Consider the following 17,731-nt stretch of genomic DNA (forward strand, 5'->3'; position numbering starts at 1 on the left):
CTTTTTTATTGCTTAAATGATTCTGAGAAAAAAATGTAATGATTATGGTAATTATTTTGGTTTTGTACCAATGACTTTAGATAGGTGAACACTTGTATTTGTATTTTTTTGATACTGTTTAGCGAATTGATTAGTGAAGTGATTAGTGACGTAATTAATGAAATAAAGTGATGCAGATGCAAGCTACAAGACAATCATGATCGCGTTGATGTCAGGTACGAGTCCATAGAATCGACCTATTTTGATAGCTATTCACTATGTTTTTGACCTTATTTAGTCATTCTAGCTATCGCTTATGCAAAAAAGTCATAGAACTCGTATAAATACGTATGAAGCAAATGTTGCCTCTCTGCTAGAATCATTAACCCCCTATTTGTTTGTTTAAGAAGGAATGGACTCGCATGGATTCGCCAGAACAAAAAGAATTACTTCGTCAACAATTACGTCAAGCCGCATTGGAATACCATGAATTTCCAACGCCTGGCAAAATCAGTGTCACTCCAACTAAACAACTTACGAATCAGCGCGATCTGGCGCTAGCTTACTCGCCCGGTGTGGCAGCGCCATGTGAAGAAATTGTGGCTGATCCGGCTGCGGCATTTAAATACACAGCACGTGGCAATCTGGTCGGTGTGATTACCAATGGCACCGCAGTGTTAGGTTTAGGCAACATCGGCCCTTTGGCTTCCAAGCCAGTGATGGAAGGTAAGGGCGTCTTGTTTAAGAAATTTGCGGGAATTGACGTATTTGATATCGAAATCAATGAGTCAGATCCAGACAAATTGGTGGATATTATTGCTTCCTTAGAGCCGACGTTTGGCGGTATTAATTTAGAGGACATCAAAGCGCCTGAGTGTTTCTATATCGAACGTAAGTTGCGCGATAAGATGAAGATTCCAGTTTTCCACGATGATCAGCATGGCACTGCGATCATTGTTGGCGCCGCAATTTTGAATGGCTTAAAAGTTGTTGGTAAAGATCTCAAAGATTGTAAGTTGGTGGTTTCTGGTGCTGGTGCGGCGGCGCTGGCTTGCTTGGATTTGATTGTTGATCTTGGTTTTCCGATTGAAAACATCTTTGTCACGGATCTCGCTGGCGTGGTCTACAAAGGTCGTACCGAGTTGATGGATCCTGATAAGGAACGCTTCGCACAAGATACGAGTGCGCGTAGTTTAAAAGAGGTCATCACCGGCGCAGATATTTTCTTGGGATTGTCCGCCGGCGGCGTACTAAAACAAGACATGGTGAAAACCATGGCGGCACGTCCTTTGATTTTGGCGTTAGCGAATCCTACGCCTGAAATTCTGCCTGAAGAAGTCAAAGCAGTACGGGATGACGCGGTGATGGCTACTGGCCGTTCCGATTTCCCAAATCAAGTGAATAATGTACTGTGTTTCCCGTATATTTTCCGTGGTGCGTTGGATTGTGGGGCAACGACCATCACTCGCGAAATGGAAATTGCGGTCGTACATGCGATTGCCGATTTGGCACAAGCTGAGCAATCTGATGTGGTGGCATCAGCCTACGGAATTTCTAACTTATCGTTTGGCCCTGAATATTTAATTCCTAAGCCATTTGACCCGCGCTTGATGATTAAGATTGCACCAGCAGTAGCGAAAGCAGCAGAAGATTGTGGTGTTGCAGCGCGACCAATTCAGGATATGCAGGCGTATATTGATAAGTTGCAGCAATTTGTTTACCACAGTGGCACGTTCATGAAGCCACTATTCCAAATTGCCAAGAAAGCACCAGATTCTCGCAAGCGCATTGTTTTTGCAGAGGGTGAAGAAGAACGTGTTTTGCGTGCTGTACAAGTGGTCGTTGATGAAAAACTGGCTAAACCAATTTTGGTTGGTCGCCCACATATTCTGGAAAAACGAATTGAGAAGTTTGGTTTGCGTTTGCGCCCAGGTATCGATTTTGAAGCGATCAATCCAGAAATGGATGCAAGGTATCGTGATTACTGGCAAACCTATCATCAAATGACCTGCCGCCAAGGTATTACTGAGCAATACGCAAAGTTAGAAATGCGTCGTCGCCACACTTTAATTGGCTCGATGATGGTTCACAAGGGCGATGCTGATGGCATGATCTGTGGAACATTTGGTATCGGTAGTTTGCATTTGTTTTACGTGAACCAAGTTCTTGGTAAACGTGCTGGCGTGAACGTATATGCGGCTATGAATGGTTTGGTTTTACCAGATCGTCAATTGGTCTTGGTTGATACGCATATCAATGAAAATCCTAGCGCAGAGCAAATCGCTGAGATTACGATTTTGGCCGCAGAAGAGATGCGTCGTTTTGGTATACAACCAAAGGCGGCGCTGTTATCGCACTCCAATTTTGGTTCAAGTAATAGTGAATCAGCCAAGAAAATGCGTGCCGCGTTAGCGATCGTACAACGCGATGCTCCAGATCTTGAGATTGATGGTGAAATGCACGGCGATACAGCGTTAGATTCTGATTATCGTCAAAAAATGATGCCAAGTTCTACATTAAAGGGTGATGCGAATTTATTGGTGATGCCAAATATTGACGCTGCCAATATTGCATATAACTTATTGAAAACGGCTGCGGGCAATAATATTGCGATTGGGCCGATTCTATTAGGTTGTGCAAAGCCAGTTCATATTTTGACTTCTTCAGCGACGGTTCGTCGTATTGTCAATATGACTGCTTTATGTGTAGTGGATGCAGTGGCGCAGCGCTAGTCGATTTTTGCATTTTATTTAATAAAGCCGTCATTACATTGACGGCTTTTTTTTATCTAATAATAGCCATGCGAATGGATTGACACAATCGCTTTTGGTGCAATACCACTTAACTGTAAATCTTGGAGATTGGCAAGATTTCCTCTTGGGAAATAAAATTATTAGAAGAAGCTATTAATACCACTTCTGCTGTTGTTTTTTTATCTTTGTCAATTATGTGCAAACATTTGTGATAAATAGTGCTGTAATCTCATTTTTAAAATATTTTTAAGTCGAGTTTTTTCGATATTTTCTTTGTTTTCCTTCCTCTAGTCCAAATTTTGTACTGTCATTGCTTTATTGGTTATCTATAAAGTTATCTCTTGTCTGCACTGAAAATGTTTGCAATTAGCTCACGCTCTGTTCTACTTGCACTTGCCAGATGAGATATGTCAAAAAATCAATATATGTTCGGCTTTCTCAGATAAAAAGAGCATTTTGCCGCTACAAACCAAAATCAAGGTAGTTAAAAAAGGCAAAAAATGGGGACTAAAGCCACAAGCTTTGGTCAATTCAATACTTAGGGAGTTTTTCAACTAGAAGGTAGGGAATAAGATGAAAAAAGGTATGAAATTACAAGCTGTGTTGCGTCCAACAATCTTAGCAAGTTTAGTCGCTGCATCATTCAGCGTTTCAGCGGCTGATCGTATTGATTTGAGTGCTGGTATTCCAGCGAAAAATAAGGCGTTTAATTCGGCATCCAATAGTGCATCCGCGAGAGCCCATGAGGTGCTCGGTTTGGGTGCTGGAGAACTGCAAGCCTTGCGCAGCCAAAAATACGGCAACAAGCTCGTTACTCGCTATGAACAGTTGCACCAAGGAGTACCAGTTTGGGGTGAGGTAATCGTTGAGCATTCCGATGAGACGCAATCGATTGTTTCTTCTGCTGCGCGTTCATTCCACGGCGCCATGTTAAGCAATTTGGCAAATGACTTGCCAACAGTGAAGCCTTTATACTCCGCAAGCCAAGCGTTAGGTCTACTGAAGAACGCAAAGCGCGCAAGCAATACATCAAACGAACAGACAAAATTATTCGTGAAGCAAGCAGCAAATGGCGTGGCTAAATTGGTTTATTTAGCATCTTACGTCACGATCGCAGCCGATGGTACGCCAAGTCGTCCACACGCATTGATTGATGCCAACACAGGTGCGCTGTTAGAACAATGGGAAGGTATTACGCATCTAGATGCTGGCGGCCCTGGTGGTAATCAGCGTATCGGTCGTTACACCTATGGTCCTGCAGGCAGCGGTGCTACTTATGGTCCATTAAATGTGTCTAGCACGTGCCAAATGACTAGCCCAAATGTCGATACCTACAATATGAATCATGCGACATCTGGCACCGGCACATTGTATAAATTCACTTGCCCTACCAACACATTTAAAGAAATTAATGGTGCTTATTCTCCATTGAATGACGGTCATTTCTTTGGCAATGTCGTATTCAATATGTATCAAGCTTGGCTGGGAATTCGTCCAATCTCTGGCAAGTTGCAAATGCGCATTCACTATGGCACTAACTATGAGAATGCATTTTGGGATGGTTCTGCAATGAGCTATGGTGATGGCGGCAGTACTTTCCATCCTTTGGTTTCTTTGGGCGTTACTGCACATGAGGTTAGTCACGGCTTTACTGAACAAAATTCTGGTTTAGTGTATTCAGGCATGTCAGGCGGTATGAATGAAGCTTTTTCTGATATGGCGGGTGAAGCAGCGTCATGGTATATGCGTGGTACAGGAACTTTTATGGTCGGTGACGATATCAAAAAAGGCTCTGGAGCAATGCGTTACATGTATAACCCAGAGTTAGATGGTCGTTCAATTGGTCATGCAAGCAAGTTCACTAGCAGCATGGACGTGCATCACTCCAGCGGCGTATTCAATAAAGCCTTCCATATCTTGGCAACCTCATCTGGTTGGACTGTACGTAAGGCATTTGAAATCATGGCTGATGCAAATCGTCTGTACTGGACTGCCAATAGCACATTTAACCAAGGTGCGTGTGGCGTGGAAAAGGCAGCAATCAATCGTGGATATGCAGTTGCTGATGTTACAGCAGCATTTGCCGCCGTTGGTGTTACTGGTGGCTGTGGAACAACGACGCCGCCACCAACTGGTAGCGTATTGACGAAAGATGTTGCGGTAACGTTCTCTGCAGCTGCAGGTCAAAGTGCGACTTACACATTCGCAGTGCCAACTGGCGCGACGAATCTCACATTCAAAATGTCTGGTGGTACTGGTGACGGCGATTTGTACACCAAGTTAGGTTCTGCTCCAACGACAACTTCTTACTTGTCGAAATCAGATGGTTCAACGAATGCTGAGACAATCACTATCGCTGCGCCAACCGCAGGAACTTACTACTTGTTGGCAAATGCGTACGCAGCTGTTAATGGTGCTTCGATTGTGGCGAGCTACCAAACTGGTACAACGCCACCAAGTGGTAATGTGTTAGTCAGTGGTGTTGCCCAAAGTGTGAGTCTGGCTACGAATGGATCGAAGGTGTATAGCATCGTTGTTCCTTCTGGTAAAACAAGCTTAACCTTTACATTGTCTGGTGGCACTGGCGATGGTGACTTGTATGCACGTATGACAACTGCACCAACAACAACTAGCTATACTAAGAAATCTGATGGCTCTACAAACACAGAGACCATCACTTTCAGTGCGCCAACGGCTGGTACTTACTACTTATTAGTGAATGCTTATGCCGCGGTATCAAACGCAAGTGTTAAGGCTGTAGTTCAATAAGAGCTGGAATGATTAAACAAACTCGGTTTATTCTAATGAATTGAATTGAAACGAGTTTGTTTGATCATGGTTTGAGAAACTGTTTGAAATAGAAAAGCCGTCGAGAAATCTGACGGCTTTTTCTATTAGGGGGTAGGCTTTGTGTTATTTCAACCGCAGGCGCCACAGCGATGTAATTTCTGCCGCGCGTGCTTGATGTAAAGGATCACTACTGTCGTTCACTTTTGCATGGCGAGGCCGTATATCCATTTTTCCGATGACTTCAAGTCCATTTAGATCTATCCAACCCCAAAATTCCTGTGCACTTCGTAATCCTAAGTGTTCCGCTAAATCTGACATGATGAGCCAGGCTTCGCCGCCCGGTGCTAGGTGCTTTGATAACCCGGCTAAGAAGCCGCGTAGCATTTGACTGTCTTGATCGTAGACCGCATATTCGATAGCAGCATTTGGTCTAGCCGGAACCCACGGTGGATTACAGACGATTAGCGCAGCTTGACCATCTGGGAATAGATTTGTTTTGGTGAGATCGACTTGTGGTAAAAGATTGAGCCTAGTTAAGTTCTCCTTGGCGCAGGCGAGTGCTCGATCATCTTGATCTGTCGCGATGATTTTTTTAATGCCACGTTTGGCTAAAATTGCCGCGATAACGCCTGATCCAGTACCGATATCAAAAGCGAGTTCTAGGTTGGGCAGGGAAGCTTTTGCGACTAGATCAAGATACTCACCGCGTACAGGCGAGAAGACGCCGTAATGCGGATGAATTTTGTCTCCCAACGCGGGAATTTCGATGCCGTTTTTTCTCCATTGATGGGCACCAATGATTCCCAGTAGCTCACGTAAGGAAATCGCAAAATCTCGATCTATCTGTCCGTAAGCTTCTAAACAGGCTTGTTTCACATCTGGTGCGCGGCGCAAGGGAATTGTGAAATCCGCATTGATCGGAATAAGCAGCATACCTAAAACACGAGCTCGTTGTGCCTGTGCTTGACGATGTAAGTGAAAAGCGTCGGACGCTGTAACTGGTGAGTTTGCTGATTTTTTTACTCGTGAGCGTTTTTTGTCGATTCTTCTTGTGATTGCCTGTAACAAGTTCTTTGCATTTTGAAAATCTCCACGCCATAGTAGTGCAGTTCCTTCACAAGCCAATTTATATGCGGCATCCGCATTTAAGGTATCGTCTGCGATTTGTGTTCGCTTGGGTGCTGGACTGGCGTTTTCAGAGTGCCAAAGCAAGGTCAGTGTTTCTTGATTTTCTAGCCAACTTATAACGGGATGTGGGGCATGCATGGGGACAATGGGTGAGGTGAGTCAGAACGATATGCCCGAAGTTTAACAAATGCGGCGCTTGAAAAGGGATAAAGATCTAAAGTGAGTCGCTGATACTCCTACTCATATTTTGTTTCGCTAGCAATTTCAGATAAAACGACGATGCATGCAGCATATCGACTAACATGAGCGCCCAGTGTCAGTGGAAATCTAATCGGCACTGGTAGCGTATATCAACGACTTTGATCAGTAATTCGGTCTTAATAACCCCAAGGCGTAGGGGGAATGCTTGTTGGTTTTGTTAAATCAAAGTTCACTCTAAATTCGCGTCCTTCGCGAATGAGTCGGTAACTAAAAGAATTCGGGTAAATAAATATTTGCCAGATATTTGTGATTGATTGGGCGCTGCCTAAACGTGCGAATAGCTCTTTGGAATACTGGTCAGCAGGAAATGATTGGATATTTTTCCATCCTCCATCAAGGGTGTGCCCACCATACATGGTTTGCGCATCATGACTGCCATCGGCATGTCGGTGATCATGTTTGAGTGAGAGACCTGAACCAGTTTTTGTGATGATCCAAGTACGTGAGTGATTGTCGCCAACATGAAATGGGATTTGCAATTGAGTATCGCTGCATTTCCGTACATGCATGACGAGTTTTCCTTCAAACCCATCTGATTTTGGATTATCAACGACGACCTTTCCCTCGAAGGCCTTGCCGCATAATTGTTTTAATTGATCAAAGAAAGCATCATGAGTGGGGACAGAAACCAATGGTGCTTCTTGTTTTATTTGCGCTTGGATCGGGCTAGTCTGCGCAATACCGATTGCAAAGATGGCGGTGAATAAATGTTTTTTCATGGAGCAAGTCGATTTAGATTGATAAGCATGGAATATCGGTTTGAGTGGATCAAATAAAGGCGATGTTTGTTTTAGATCCCACCCCATGCCGCGCTAATTACCGAAATCGCGGCTAATCCAGCGGTTTCGGTTCTGAGTACGCGCGGACCTAAACTTAACATTAGTGCACCTTGATTTACCGCTAGTTGCTCTTCTTGCTCAGAGAATCCGCCCTCCGGTCCGATTGCGATGGTTAATGTTTGTGCAGGGTGATGTTTTGCCCAATCGGTTAATGATTGATTTGCACGCGGCGAGAGCAAGATGCGTTTGTGCATATCTTGTTGCGTCATCCACTTTTGTGCATCGATTAATTCTGCCAGATGGGCAAGCCGTTTTCGTCCACATTGTTCGGTAGCACTTTGGATGACACCTCGCCAATGCGCCATTTTTTTCTCTGCCCGTTCTTGATTCAACTTCACGACGCTACGTTGTGCGGCAAGCGGTTGGATGTGATTCACGCCTAGCTCTATCGCTTTTTCGATAATCCAATCCATTTTGGAGCCTTCTGGTAAGGCTTGCGCCAGACTTAAATGAAATGGTAGTTCGACTTCCTCGGGCAAGAAAAGCTTCACTTCAGCGTTGACTTGTTTTTTACTGATTGCTGTCAGTGTTGCTAAGTAACTGCCGCCTTCGCTATTAAAAAGCTCAACACGATCGCCGACGTTTAAGCGTAGAACAAAAATATGATGTGCTGTATCGCTTGGTAGATCGACAATCGCACCGACAGATAAAGGCAGAGAGCAATAAAAACGAGGCATGTGATGAGAGTAAATGTACGAGCTAGTAGGGGAAAGTAGAGCGCGTTTGTACATGTGGCGCTCTGACAATCTTCATGAATTCAACGAAATAAAAAGCGATCTAAATTAATAGGTTTGGCAAGCGGCATTGAGTATGCCCATACCTAAGCTCAAGGCACCTAGAAAAATGCCAGAAGCAAGTTTGTTGTTCGGTACGTCTTTAATTAAGTCGGGTAGCAAGATTCGGGCGATTACAAACGCGAGTAATTGAATGACCAAAGCAATCGCGCTCCAGATCAGCATATCGGGTAAATCGACGCTATGCGCAACCGATGAGGCTAAGGCAATGCAATAACCTAGCACCGCTCCTGATAGGCTGGCAGACGCAGCGGTATTTCCTTCGCGGATTAAGGCAATTTCTTTATAAGGCGTGATACGAATATAGATCGCAATAAAGAGAAATAAAAAAGCGAGTGCGGAACCAAAGTGGCTGATAAATGCTGGAAAGCCATAGGCTAAAAATTGTGCGCTCATGAGGTACTTTCTAATCGATAAATAAAATGTGTTGGGGGATAAAACTTAATCGACAAAATAATGTGGAATAAAACGGCTAGTGTCTTTTGTGATGAGTGTTTCATCTTCGCGTATACCTATGCCAGCTGCCTCATCGCCTACGACCCATGAACCAATCGAGGTATAGGCTGGCGTAATGCCATCATCAAACTTTGGTTGTGGCGCATAGGCTTGATAAATGAAACCTTCTTGCCCATATTCGCCTTCAGTATGTATGACATTTCCATCTGCATAAATCGAAATATTTTCACCTTCTCGTGATAGCAGCGGTTTTTTTACAAAATTGCCGCTGATGCGCCATGCCTCGGTATATGCAGGCAGCAAATTCGGATGATCTGGAAAGAGTTCCCATAGTACCGGCAAGATTGCTTTATTCGACAATAGCATTTTCCATGCAGGCTCAATAATGCGAGCAGGGCGGTTTAATAAATGGCTAGCAAATTGTTCTCTGCTTAGCCATTCCCAAGGGTAGAGCTTGAACAGATTATCGATTTTGACGTCATTGTCATCGACCAATTCGGCATTGGCTTCATCCCAACCAAGTTCGTTGATGCTCATTTGCTTGGTTGCGAATCCAGCTTGAATTGCCGTGTCGCGCAAGTAAGAAAGATTACCAACATCTTCTTCACTATCCGCGCAAACAAAATGCACAACACCTTTCGCGTCAAACTTTTTCCATTGATCGATTAGTTTTTCGTGCAAAGAGTTAAATTGATCAGCATTTGGATAGACATCCTGCATCCAATACCATTGTGCGACTGAGGATTCCACCAAGCCGGTCGGTGTATCTGCGTTATATTCCAACATTTTTGGTGCGCCGGTACCGTTCCAACTTAAGTCAAAACGACCAAATAGTGAGAACTCTTTTTCACGCCAGCTCTCTTCTACGTAAGACCAAAAGCTTTGTGGAATCGCAAATCGTTCAAATTGACCATGACGAATAACGTGCTCAACTGCTTGCAAACTCATTTGATGCAAATCGATGGTAGCTTGTTCTAGAACATCAATTTGATCCGCGGTAAAACGATAAGCGTACCGTTCATCCCAATACAATCCATCAATGGAGTGATAGCTAAAGCCAAGATCCTCGAATTGACGTTGCCACGCAGTGCGGGGCGTTAATGATTCTCGAATCATTCGGTTTAGCCTCCGCCAGAAAAGCCACGTGAACTTGAACCGAAACCGCCACGGCTAACACTGCGTGTGATGCTGCGGCTAACAGCGCGGTCGCTCAATTGCGCAGCACTGCCATTAAACCGGCTACCTAAAAAATTACGTTGAGCGGCATCTCGTTGCCCCTCGTAGTAAGTGGGGCCCCAATAACGTCCGGTGTAGATGTGTCCACCAGAGCTATTGCCAGTAGTTGGAATCAAATTTGAACTTGGTGGTGCTGGCTGCGGTTGGCAGGGATCAGTGCTTCCCCAATCCTCTTTGCAATCTTCTAGACTTTGGTACTCATCACGTACGCTGGCGAGATGCGCGTTTGGGTCTTCGCTGCCACAGCCCGCCAAGCTCGCGACGGTGGCTGAAGTGACTAACATCAGTGGCAAACTTTGTGAGGCGCGACGTTTATGTTTTTGCTGTGTGCTCATCAGCATTCCTTCTTGATATTCTGAGACATTCAAATTATTCGAGTTGCCATTGTAATACTGCCTATCTGACTTGTGATGGTCTTTGTCTTTTTGTTTTACCGTTGCCAGTAACTTGTTGTTTCTTTGAACGTCGTGCTTAGACTTCAAGGTATTTCAATTCAAGAGACTAGTTCTTCATGCCAGCAAGCGGTGATGTAGTTCGGCGTTATAAAACTGTAGTCGATTAAGTTCGAGTTGCTGAATGCGTTGATTGATCTGTTCTTTGGATAACTGAAAATAATTCTGCTTAGGCACAGTTTTCGTATCTTTAGCAGCCATCGCCATGCCCCACATAGCGCCATAAAGTGGAATAAAAACGTCGAAGGCTTGTACATGATCGAAGCTCGCGTGTAGACGCGCTAAGCTTGTTTGGTAACGCTCTGCGTGATAAAACGCGCTGCCTAAATGCAAGACGATGAGTCCATGTTCATTCAGGCGTTGATAGCAAGACTGAAAAAAAAACTCAGTCATACAAGACTGCGCCAGATTGCTTCCATTTGCCGTAATTGGATCGGTCAGATCCAAGAGAATTAAATCGAACTTGTCGGAAGTTTCCTCAATGTAAGCGAAGCCATCGCGATGAATGATATTGACCTTGATTGAATCAAATGCGTTTTGGTGTATTGAGGCTAGGTGTTGCTTCGATAGCTTAATGACTTCTTCATCAATTTCGCACAAGGTGATGTGTTGAATACTTTTGTATTTGAGTAGCTCTTCCGTGGAGCCACCGTCGCCACCGCCGATAATTAAGGCGCTTTTCGGCTCGCCGTGTGTGATTGCGGCCGGATGGACTAAAGTTTCGTGATAGTAAAACTCATCTTTTTCTGAAGTCATCATCGCACCATCGATGCGCATGATCTTGCCGAATTCGGGCGCGATGGCGATTTGTATGTGCTGAAATGGACTTTGTACCTCTGCGACAATTTCAGTGATTTGGGTTTGCATCGCCGTGTGCGCACTTAGATTCTCTATTGCCAAGCTTTTTGTTGTTTCGCTGGGTGTCCCTCTTTGCAAACTTTGCCGCGAAACTTTCTGTGGTTGAAATGCAGTCACCAGACGTTCAACGATTTCTATGGCTTTTGCGCTATTGTCATTTTCAAAATTGCAAACATACACATCCAAGGTGACGGCTTGGCGTTCTGGCCAAGTATGAAATGCTACATGTGATTCTGCTAATAAAAGAGTTCCGGTAATTCCCGCTGGACTACCATCCGGATGCGTAAAGCCGTGAAATTTCTCGCCTACGATTGTTAAACCTGCCTGCAAAGTTGTTTGGCGAACTAAATCGCTTAGGCGATCTTCTTCTATCAAAAGTGCTGGATTGCATTGGCATGTAAAGCAATCTGCGGTGAGGTGTAAACCTTCCATAAATCTTAGTAAGAATGATGTGAAAGTCGCAATTGTATTCTGTGGCGCGCTGCTCTGGTAAAATAACGGACTTTATTAAGTAAAACGATCACTTTGGGTAACACTTGGTAATCCGAGCCGTATAAGACCTAATCGTTTTGCGCTCCGCACGATTTTTATAAACTTTTCTCCTCTGCCGCTATGACATCCACATTCCAGCCTGAAAATACTTCTAAGATGGCCAATGCAATTCGCGCATTGTCTATGGACGCTGTTCAAAAAGCCAATTCTGGTCATCCAGGTGCGCCTATGGGCATGGCCGAAATCGCGGTGGCATTGTGGGCGGGGCACTACCGTCACAATCCGACCAATCCATCATGGGTGAATCGTGACCGTTTCGTGTTGTCGAATGGTCACGGCTCGATGTTGCATTATTCTTTGCTGCACCTGACGGGCTACGATTTGCCGATGTCTGAAATCAGCAATTTCCGTCAATTGCATTCCAAAACGGCTGGTCATCCAGAAGTGCACATCACACCAGGCGTGGAAACAACCACAGGTCCACTTGGTCAAGGCATCACCAATGCGGTTGGTATGGCTCTTGCGGAAAAATTATTGGCTGCAGAGTTCAATGTCGATGGCGCGAATATTGTCGACCATCGCACTTATGTGTTCATGGGCGACGGCTGCTTGATGGAAGGTATTTCGCACGAAGCTTGTTCCCTAGCAGGCACATGGAAGCTGAACAAATTAACCGCATTCTGGGACGACAATGGGATTTCTATCGATGGACATGTAGAAGGCTGGTTCACCGACGATACGCCTGCGCGTTTTGAATCTTATGGCTGGAATGTGATTCGCGGTGTCGATGGTCATAACGTCGCTGCCGTCAATCAAGCAATTATCGCAGCCAAAGCATCTGACAAACCAACTTTGATTTGCTGCCGTACCGTGATCGGTAAAGGCTCTCCAAATATGGAAGGTACGCACAATGTGCACGGTGCTGCACTTGGCGATAAAGAAGTCGCTGCCGTGCGTGCAAACATCGATTGGAACTATCCACCATTCGAAGTACCAGCCGATGTGTACAGCGCATGGGATGCGAAAGTTGATGGTGCGAAAGCAGAAGCAGAATGGAATGCCGCATTTGCTGTGTACAGTGCTGCGCATCCAGCCAAAGCTGCTGAATTGACACGTCGTATGAACAATGGTTTGCCAGCGAATTTCGATGAAGTAGTGAAGGCAGCGATTGCGACAACCGTCGAGAAAAAAGAAACGATTGCAACTCGTAAAGCTAGCCAAAATGCGATTCAAGCGTTTGCCCCAAGCTTGCCAGAATTTTTGGGTGGTTCTGCAGATTTGACAGGTTCCAATTTAACGAACTGGAAAGAGTGCGTCGCGGTGCGTGCAAATCAAGCGGGGAACCATATCAATTACGGGGTACGAGAATTTGGTATGAGCGCGATCATGAATGGTATCGCTTTGCATGGTGGTTACTTGCCGTTCGGCGCGACTTTCTTGACCTTCTCTGACTACAGTCGCAATGCAATTCGTATGGCGGCTTTGATGAAGATTCGTAGCTTGTTCGTGTTTACACATGATTCCATCGGTCTTGGTGAAGATGGTCCTACGCATCAATCAGTCGAGCATATTTCCAGCATGCGTTTGATTCCAAATTTGGATAACTGGCGTCCATGCGATACGACTGAATCCACCGTGGCTTGGGCAGAAGCGATCAAGCGTACCGATGGTCCATCGACTTTGATTTTCTCACGTCAAAACTTGCCTTTCCAAGAGCGTAGCGCACAGCAAGTTGCTGATATTGCTCGTGGTGGCTATATCTTGCAAGACGCAGCAGATGCCAAAGTGGTGTTGATTGCGACTGGTTCTGAAATTGAACTTGCGGTGAAGTCCGCTGCGGAATTAGCTGCGCAAGGCATTCCAGCACGTGTGGTGTCTATGCCTTCAACCGATGTATTTGATCGCCAAGATAAAGCTTATCAATTGAGCGTGTTGGGTAAAGGCTTGCCACGTGTCGCGATCGAAGCTGGTGTTACAGCGTTCTGGCATAAATATGTTGGCTTAGAAGGTGCGGTAGTTGGTATCGATACTTTCGGTGAATCTGCGCCTGCTCCTGTGCTGTTTAAACACTTTGGCTTTACGGTAGACAACGTGGTCGCGAAAGTGAAAACTGTTTTGGTGTGAGTAGATTGAATAATTTAGTATATTTTGACTACGCGCAAGTGAATCCAACTCAATATGAATAAAATCAAGGAAATCCAATTACGTCGTGCCACAGTCGCAGATGCGGAAGCGATTGCAGCAATCCGCATTGAGGGCTGGCGCACGACTTATCGTGGCATGATTCCTGATAGTTATCTCAACGAGATGGACATGAACGAAAACGTACTGCATTGGCGTACGATTTTGCAGGCGTTGCCAGCGAAAGAAGATAGCTTGTGCGTGTATGTGGGGATTAGTGATAATGAGATCGTTGGTTTCGTCTCAGCGATGAAATTATCAGAGCCTAAGCTGGGCAAAGATGGTGAAATCAATGCGATTTATATACGCCCACAATGGCAGCGTTGTGGCATCGGTAAACGCATGTTGCATAAGGCAGCCCGTTCTCTACAAGCGATGGGCTGCACCAGTTGCGTGATTTGGGTGATTGACGGCAATTCCCAAGCTCGCAATTTTTACGAAGAGCTCGGTGGAGAGATCCTCATCGAGCAAGATTTTAGTTGGGATGGATTAGATCTGACCGAAGTGGGTTACGGTTGGAATGATTTGAATGTGATGTTGGCATCGGCAGATGCTTTGCCGTTTCCGCGTGCTATGCAATAGCGGTTTATATAAACCTCATATTCGGGCGCATCGCGTCGTAAGCGCTGAAACCGCGTTCCTCGCAATATCGATATATTGCTCCGGAGGGCTGGAAACTAGGCCTAGCGCTGCATCCCGACTAAGAGGTTTCTATAAACCTCGTTCAAAGTGTAGATTTTAAGTTTTTTTGTGTTTTATTTTTTGTTGCTGTTTGTCTTTTTGGAGATTGAACCATGACGATTCGCGTCGCAATTAACGGCTATGGCCGTATCGGTCGTAACATCCTACGTGCACACTACGAAGGTGGTAAGTTTAAGAATGAAATTCAAATCGTAGCGATTAACGATTTGGGTAACGCAGAATCTAACGCGCATTTGACACGTTACGATACCGCACACGGCAAGTTCCCTGGCACAGTGAGTGTTGAAGGCGACACGATGATCGTTAATGGCGACAAGATCAAAGTATTCGCAGAACGTAATCCTGCGAATATCCCTTGGGGTGAATTGAATGTTGACGTTGTGTTGGAATGCACGGGCTTTTTCACAACCAAAGAAAAAGCATCTGCGCATTTGGCTGGCGGCGCAAAGAAAGTCATCATTTCCGCACCAGGCGGCAAAGATGTTGACGCAACTGTTGTTTACGGCGTGAACCACGGCGTATTGAAAGCAACTGACACCGTTATTTCTAATGCATCTTGCACCACTAACTGCTTAGCACCATTGGCGAAACCATTGAACGATGCTATCGGTATCGAAAGCGGTTTGATGACAACGATCCACGCGTACACCAATGACCAAGTGTTGACAGACGTAATGCACGAAGATTTACGTCGTGCGCGTTCTGCAACCATGAGCATGATCCCAACTAAAACTGGTGCAGCAGCCGCGGTAGGTTTGGTATTGCCAGAGTTGAACGGTAAATTGGATGGCTACGCAATGCGCGTACCAACGATCAACGTGTCCGTAGTTGATTTGACGTTTATCGCTAAGCGCGATACTACAGTTGAGGAAATCAACAAAGTATTGAAAGACGCATCAGAAGGTGCCTTGAAAGGTATTTTGGATTACAACAAAGCACCGTTGGTCTCTGTTGACTTCAACCACAATCCAGCGTCTTCTACTTATGACGAAACATTGACCAAAGTAAATGGTCGTTTGGTCAAAGTATCTAGCTGGTACGACAATGAGTGGGGCTTCTCCAACCGTATGTTGGACACGACTGTTGCATTGATGAATGCGAAGTAATTTGATCGGCGTTCAAGTAATAGTAAGATGAAGTAAGATAAAAGCCCCGATCTCCCGGGGCTTTTGTTTATACAAAACGGTAGTAAGAATCTGTTGTTCAATTAAGGAGTTGATCATGAACTTAAACTTACGCAAGTTAGTTGCGGATAATAAGACATTCTTGTTATTTGTCGCTGGCATGATTTTGATGCGTAGCGCATTGGCGGATTGGTATGTCGTACCATCAAGTTCTATGTATCCACATTTGCTAGAAGGTGATCGCGTTATCGCTAATCGCATTGCTTATGATATTAAGCTTCCATTCACAGATGTGATCTTAAAGCACGTTGGTGAGCCGCAGCGTGGCGATATTGTTACCTTTAGTTCGCCTGCTGATGGTCTGCGTTTGATTAAACGCGTTATTGGTTTGCCGGGTGATGTAGTCGAGATGCGCGATCAAAAGTTGATCATCAATGGCCAAGTAGCGGAATATGCGCAAATTGATCAGCCTGATCCGCAATTTTTAACACCGGCACGTGAATATCCGAATCAGCAATTGATGTACACCGAGTCCTTAGGTAGTTTGCATCACAATATTATCGTAATGCCAGAGCGTCCTGCCTTACGCTCATTTGATGCGGTGACGGTTCCTGCTGGACATTACATGATGTTGGGTGACAATCGCGATAATAGTAATGATTCGCGTTTTTATGGTTTTGTTAAACGTGAGCTAATCACAGGTCGTGTCAAGCGTTTGATGTTTTCACTAGACTACGACAATTACTATTTGCCGCGTATTGAACGCATTGGTGCTAAGTTGGATCAATAAGCTTGCCATCCTATTTTTCTAAATTGCATGGCCGCGATAAATTCTGTATAACTTATTTTGCTAATTTCGGCATATAGCCAAGTGCCGCTGAGATTTGTTCAGCGGTGCTTAACAAATCTCCCAACCAAGCTTCTTGCAAGCGATCTGCGGGCGCAGAAATCGATAAGCCCGCAATCATTTTTCCGCTGTCGTCATGTATACCTGCTGCCATACAGCGTACTCCGAGTTCCAATTCTTCATTGTCACGTGCATAGCCGTTGTTGCGCACTGAAGCTAGTTCACGTTCTAATTTTGCGACATCGGTTATCGAATTTTTATTGTGACCAGCGAGACCAGTACGTGTAATGTAAGCACGCAGAGCTTTCGGTTCATCTATTGATAAAAACAATTTACCGGTGGAAGTCAAATGCAATGGCGCTCGTCCACCAATCGCGCGGACTACCTGCATACCCGAGCGCTCGGAAAAGGCGCGGTCGATGTAGACAATTTCATCGCCTTGACGTACCGATAAATTGATAGTTTGATTGGTAATCCGGTGTAGATTTCGCATGAATTCTAAAGCAGCTTCGCGAACATCCAAGCGGCTTTTTACGATGTTACCCAGCTCTAATAAACGCATGCCGAGACGATAGGTGCCAGTGTCTGCTCGGTCGACAAACCGCGTGATACAGAGATCATTTAAGATGCGGTGCGCAGTCGATGGATGCAAGCCAGTCACGCTGGCAAGTTCTTTCAGACTGACCGGGTCGTGATAGCGCGATAATGCGTCCAATAATGAGACCATGCGTTCGATCACTTGTATCGAAGTTTTTTCAGCGGAAATGGGAGCGTCGTTTTTCATCATGTGAATGGTGCATTGCAATAAATTCCTTTATACCACGATGTGAAATGACTGT

Annotated in this window: 14 protein-coding genes; 6 read left to right on the forward strand and 8 right to left on the reverse strand. The window is 45.0% G+C overall.

From position 1 onward, the window contains the following. Positions 1-401 precede the first annotated feature (401 nt). Both KDM92_RS12020 and KDM92_RS12025 read left to right on the forward strand, forming a co-directional pair. Positions 402-2,711 carry an NADP-dependent malic enzyme gene (locus KDM92_RS12020; RefSeq protein ID WP_212684711.1) on the forward strand — a complete coding sequence of 770 codons (2,310 nt, stop codon included), beginning with the start codon at positions 402-404 and terminating at the stop codon, positions 2,709-2,711. A gap of 594 nt (positions 2,712-3,305) precedes the next feature. Then, a complete protein-coding gene (locus tag KDM92_RS12025; protein WP_230408327.1) occupies positions 3,306-5,501 on the forward strand; it encodes a M4 family metallopeptidase in 2,196 nt (731 codons plus the stop codon). 144 nt (positions 5,502-5,645) lie between these two features. Here the strand turns inward: KDM92_RS12025 and KDM92_RS12030 are convergent, their stop codons facing one another. The 7 genes from KDM92_RS12030 to speE form a co-directional block, all read right to left on the reverse strand. Continuing rightward, a complete protein-coding gene (locus KDM92_RS12030) occupies positions 5,646-6,788 on the reverse strand; it encodes a methyltransferase (protein WP_212684712.1) in 1,143 nt (380 codons plus the stop codon). A 239-nt stretch (positions 6,789-7,027) separates the two neighbouring features. Then, positions 7,028-7,630 carry a hypothetical protein gene (locus tag KDM92_RS12035; protein ID WP_212684714.1) on the reverse strand — a complete coding sequence of 201 codons (603 nt, stop codon included), beginning with the start codon at positions 7,628-7,630 and terminating at the stop codon, positions 7,028-7,030. A gap of 71 nt (positions 7,631-7,701) precedes the next feature. Then, positions 7,702-8,427 (reverse strand): 16S rRNA (uracil(1498)-N(3))-methyltransferase, encoded by a 726-nt coding sequence (locus KDM92_RS12040; RefSeq protein ID WP_212684716.1) that lies wholly within the window; start codon positions 8,425-8,427, stop codon positions 7,702-7,704. Between the two features lie 105 nt (positions 8,428-8,532). Further along, the gene (locus KDM92_RS12045) at positions 8,533-8,940 is read right to left on the reverse strand and encodes a DUF350 domain-containing protein (protein ID WP_189344656.1); all 408 of its coding nucleotides are present in this window, start codon (positions 8,938-8,940) and stop codon (positions 8,533-8,535) included. 45 nt (positions 8,941-8,985) lie between these two features. Continuing rightward, positions 8,986-10,116, reverse strand: a complete 1,131-nt coding sequence (locus KDM92_RS12050) for a glutathionylspermidine synthase family protein (protein ID WP_212684718.1) — start codon at positions 10,114-10,116, stop codon at positions 8,986-8,988. A 5-nt stretch (positions 10,117-10,121) separates the two neighbouring features. After that, entirely contained in the window at positions 10,122-10,571 is a 450-nt protein-coding gene (locus KDM92_RS12055) for a hypothetical protein (protein ID WP_212684720.1), read from the reverse strand. 174 nt (positions 10,572-10,745) lie between these two features. Beyond that, positions 10,746-11,978 (reverse strand): polyamine aminopropyltransferase, encoded by a 1,233-nt coding sequence (gene speE, locus KDM92_RS12060; RefSeq protein WP_212684721.1) that lies wholly within the window; start codon positions 11,976-11,978, stop codon positions 10,746-10,748. A gap of 180 nt (positions 11,979-12,158) precedes the next feature. On the opposite strand from speE, the gene tkt reads away from it, so the two are divergent. The 4 genes from tkt (at position 12,159) to lepB (ending at position 16,835) form a co-directional block, all read left to right on the forward strand. Then, positions 12,159-14,162, forward strand: coding sequence for a transketolase (gene tkt / locus KDM92_RS12065; protein WP_212684722.1), 2,004 nt, complete (start codon positions 12,159-12,161; stop codon positions 14,160-14,162). A 54-nt stretch (positions 14,163-14,216) separates the two neighbouring features. Further along, on the forward strand, positions 14,217-14,801 hold the full coding sequence (locus KDM92_RS12070) for a GNAT family N-acetyltransferase (RefSeq protein WP_230408328.1): 585 nt from the start codon (positions 14,217-14,219) through the stop codon (positions 14,799-14,801). Between the two features lie 212 nt (positions 14,802-15,013). Beyond that, positions 15,014-16,027, forward strand: a complete 1,014-nt coding sequence (gap, locus tag KDM92_RS12075; RefSeq protein WP_212684723.1) for a type I glyceraldehyde-3-phosphate dehydrogenase — start codon at positions 15,014-15,016, stop codon at positions 16,025-16,027. A 115-nt stretch (positions 16,028-16,142) separates the two neighbouring features. Then, entirely contained in the window at positions 16,143-16,835 is a 693-nt protein-coding gene (gene lepB / locus KDM92_RS12080) for a signal peptidase I (RefSeq protein ID WP_212684724.1), read from the forward strand. 52 nt (positions 16,836-16,887) lie between these two features. On the opposite strand, the gene KDM92_RS12085 is transcribed toward lepB, so the two are convergent. Further along, a complete protein-coding gene (locus KDM92_RS12085; RefSeq protein WP_438947467.1) occupies positions 16,888-17,679 on the reverse strand; it encodes an IclR family transcriptional regulator in 792 nt (263 codons plus the stop codon). Positions 17,680-17,731 lie beyond the last annotated feature (52 nt).

It is taken from the genome of Affinundibacterium baiyunense, from assembly GCF_018139645.1.
Taxonomy (GTDB): Bacteria; Pseudomonadota; Gammaproteobacteria; order Burkholderiales; family Burkholderiaceae_D; genus Undibacterium; species Undibacterium baiyunense.

What these genes read in the sequence shown, in the direction of transcription:
- KDM92_RS12020 (WP_212684711.1), top strand. Translation starts at nt 402, where the DNA reads ATGGATTCGCCAGAACAAAAAGAATTACTTCGTCAACAATTACGTCAA.
- KDM92_RS12025 (WP_230408327.1), top strand. Translation starts at nt 3,306, where the DNA reads ATGAAAAAAGGTATGAAATTACAAGCTGTGTTGCGTCCAACAATCTTA.
- KDM92_RS12030 (WP_212684712.1), bottom strand. Translation starts at nt 6,788, where the DNA reads ATGCATGCCCCACATCCCGTTATAAGTTGGCTAGAAAATCAAGAAACA.
- KDM92_RS12035 (WP_212684714.1), bottom strand. Translation starts at nt 7,630, where the DNA reads ATGAAAAAACATTTATTCACCGCCATCTTTGCAATCGGTATTGCGCAG.
- KDM92_RS12040 (WP_212684716.1), bottom strand. Translation starts at nt 8,427, where the DNA reads ATGCCTCGTTTTTATTGCTCTCTGCCTTTATCTGTCGGTGCGATTGTC.
- KDM92_RS12045 (WP_189344656.1), bottom strand. Translation starts at nt 8,940, where the DNA reads ATGAGCGCACAATTTTTAGCCTATGGCTTTCCAGCATTTATCAGCCAC.
- KDM92_RS12050 (WP_212684718.1), bottom strand. Translation starts at nt 10,116, where the DNA reads ATGATTCGAGAATCATTAACGCCCCGCACTGCGTGGCAACGTCAATTC.
- KDM92_RS12055 (WP_212684720.1), bottom strand. Translation starts at nt 10,571, where the DNA reads ATGAGCACACAGCAAAAACATAAACGTCGCGCCTCACAAAGTTTGCCA.
- speE (WP_212684721.1), bottom strand. Translation starts at nt 11,978, where the DNA reads ATGGAAGGTTTACACCTCACCGCAGATTGCTTTACATGCCAATGCAAT.
- tkt (WP_212684722.1), top strand. Translation starts at nt 12,159, where the DNA reads ATGACATCCACATTCCAGCCTGAAAATACTTCTAAGATGGCCAATGCA.
- KDM92_RS12070 (WP_230408328.1), top strand. Translation starts at nt 14,217, where the DNA reads ATGAATAAAATCAAGGAAATCCAATTACGTCGTGCCACAGTCGCAGAT.
- gap (WP_212684723.1), top strand. Translation starts at nt 15,014, where the DNA reads ATGACGATTCGCGTCGCAATTAACGGCTATGGCCGTATCGGTCGTAAC.
- lepB (WP_212684724.1), top strand. Translation starts at nt 16,143, where the DNA reads ATGAACTTAAACTTACGCAAGTTAGTTGCGGATAATAAGACATTCTTG.
- KDM92_RS12085 (WP_438947467.1), bottom strand. Translation starts at nt 17,679, where the DNA reads ATGATGAAAAACGACGCTCCCATTTCCGCTGAAAAAACTTCGATACAA.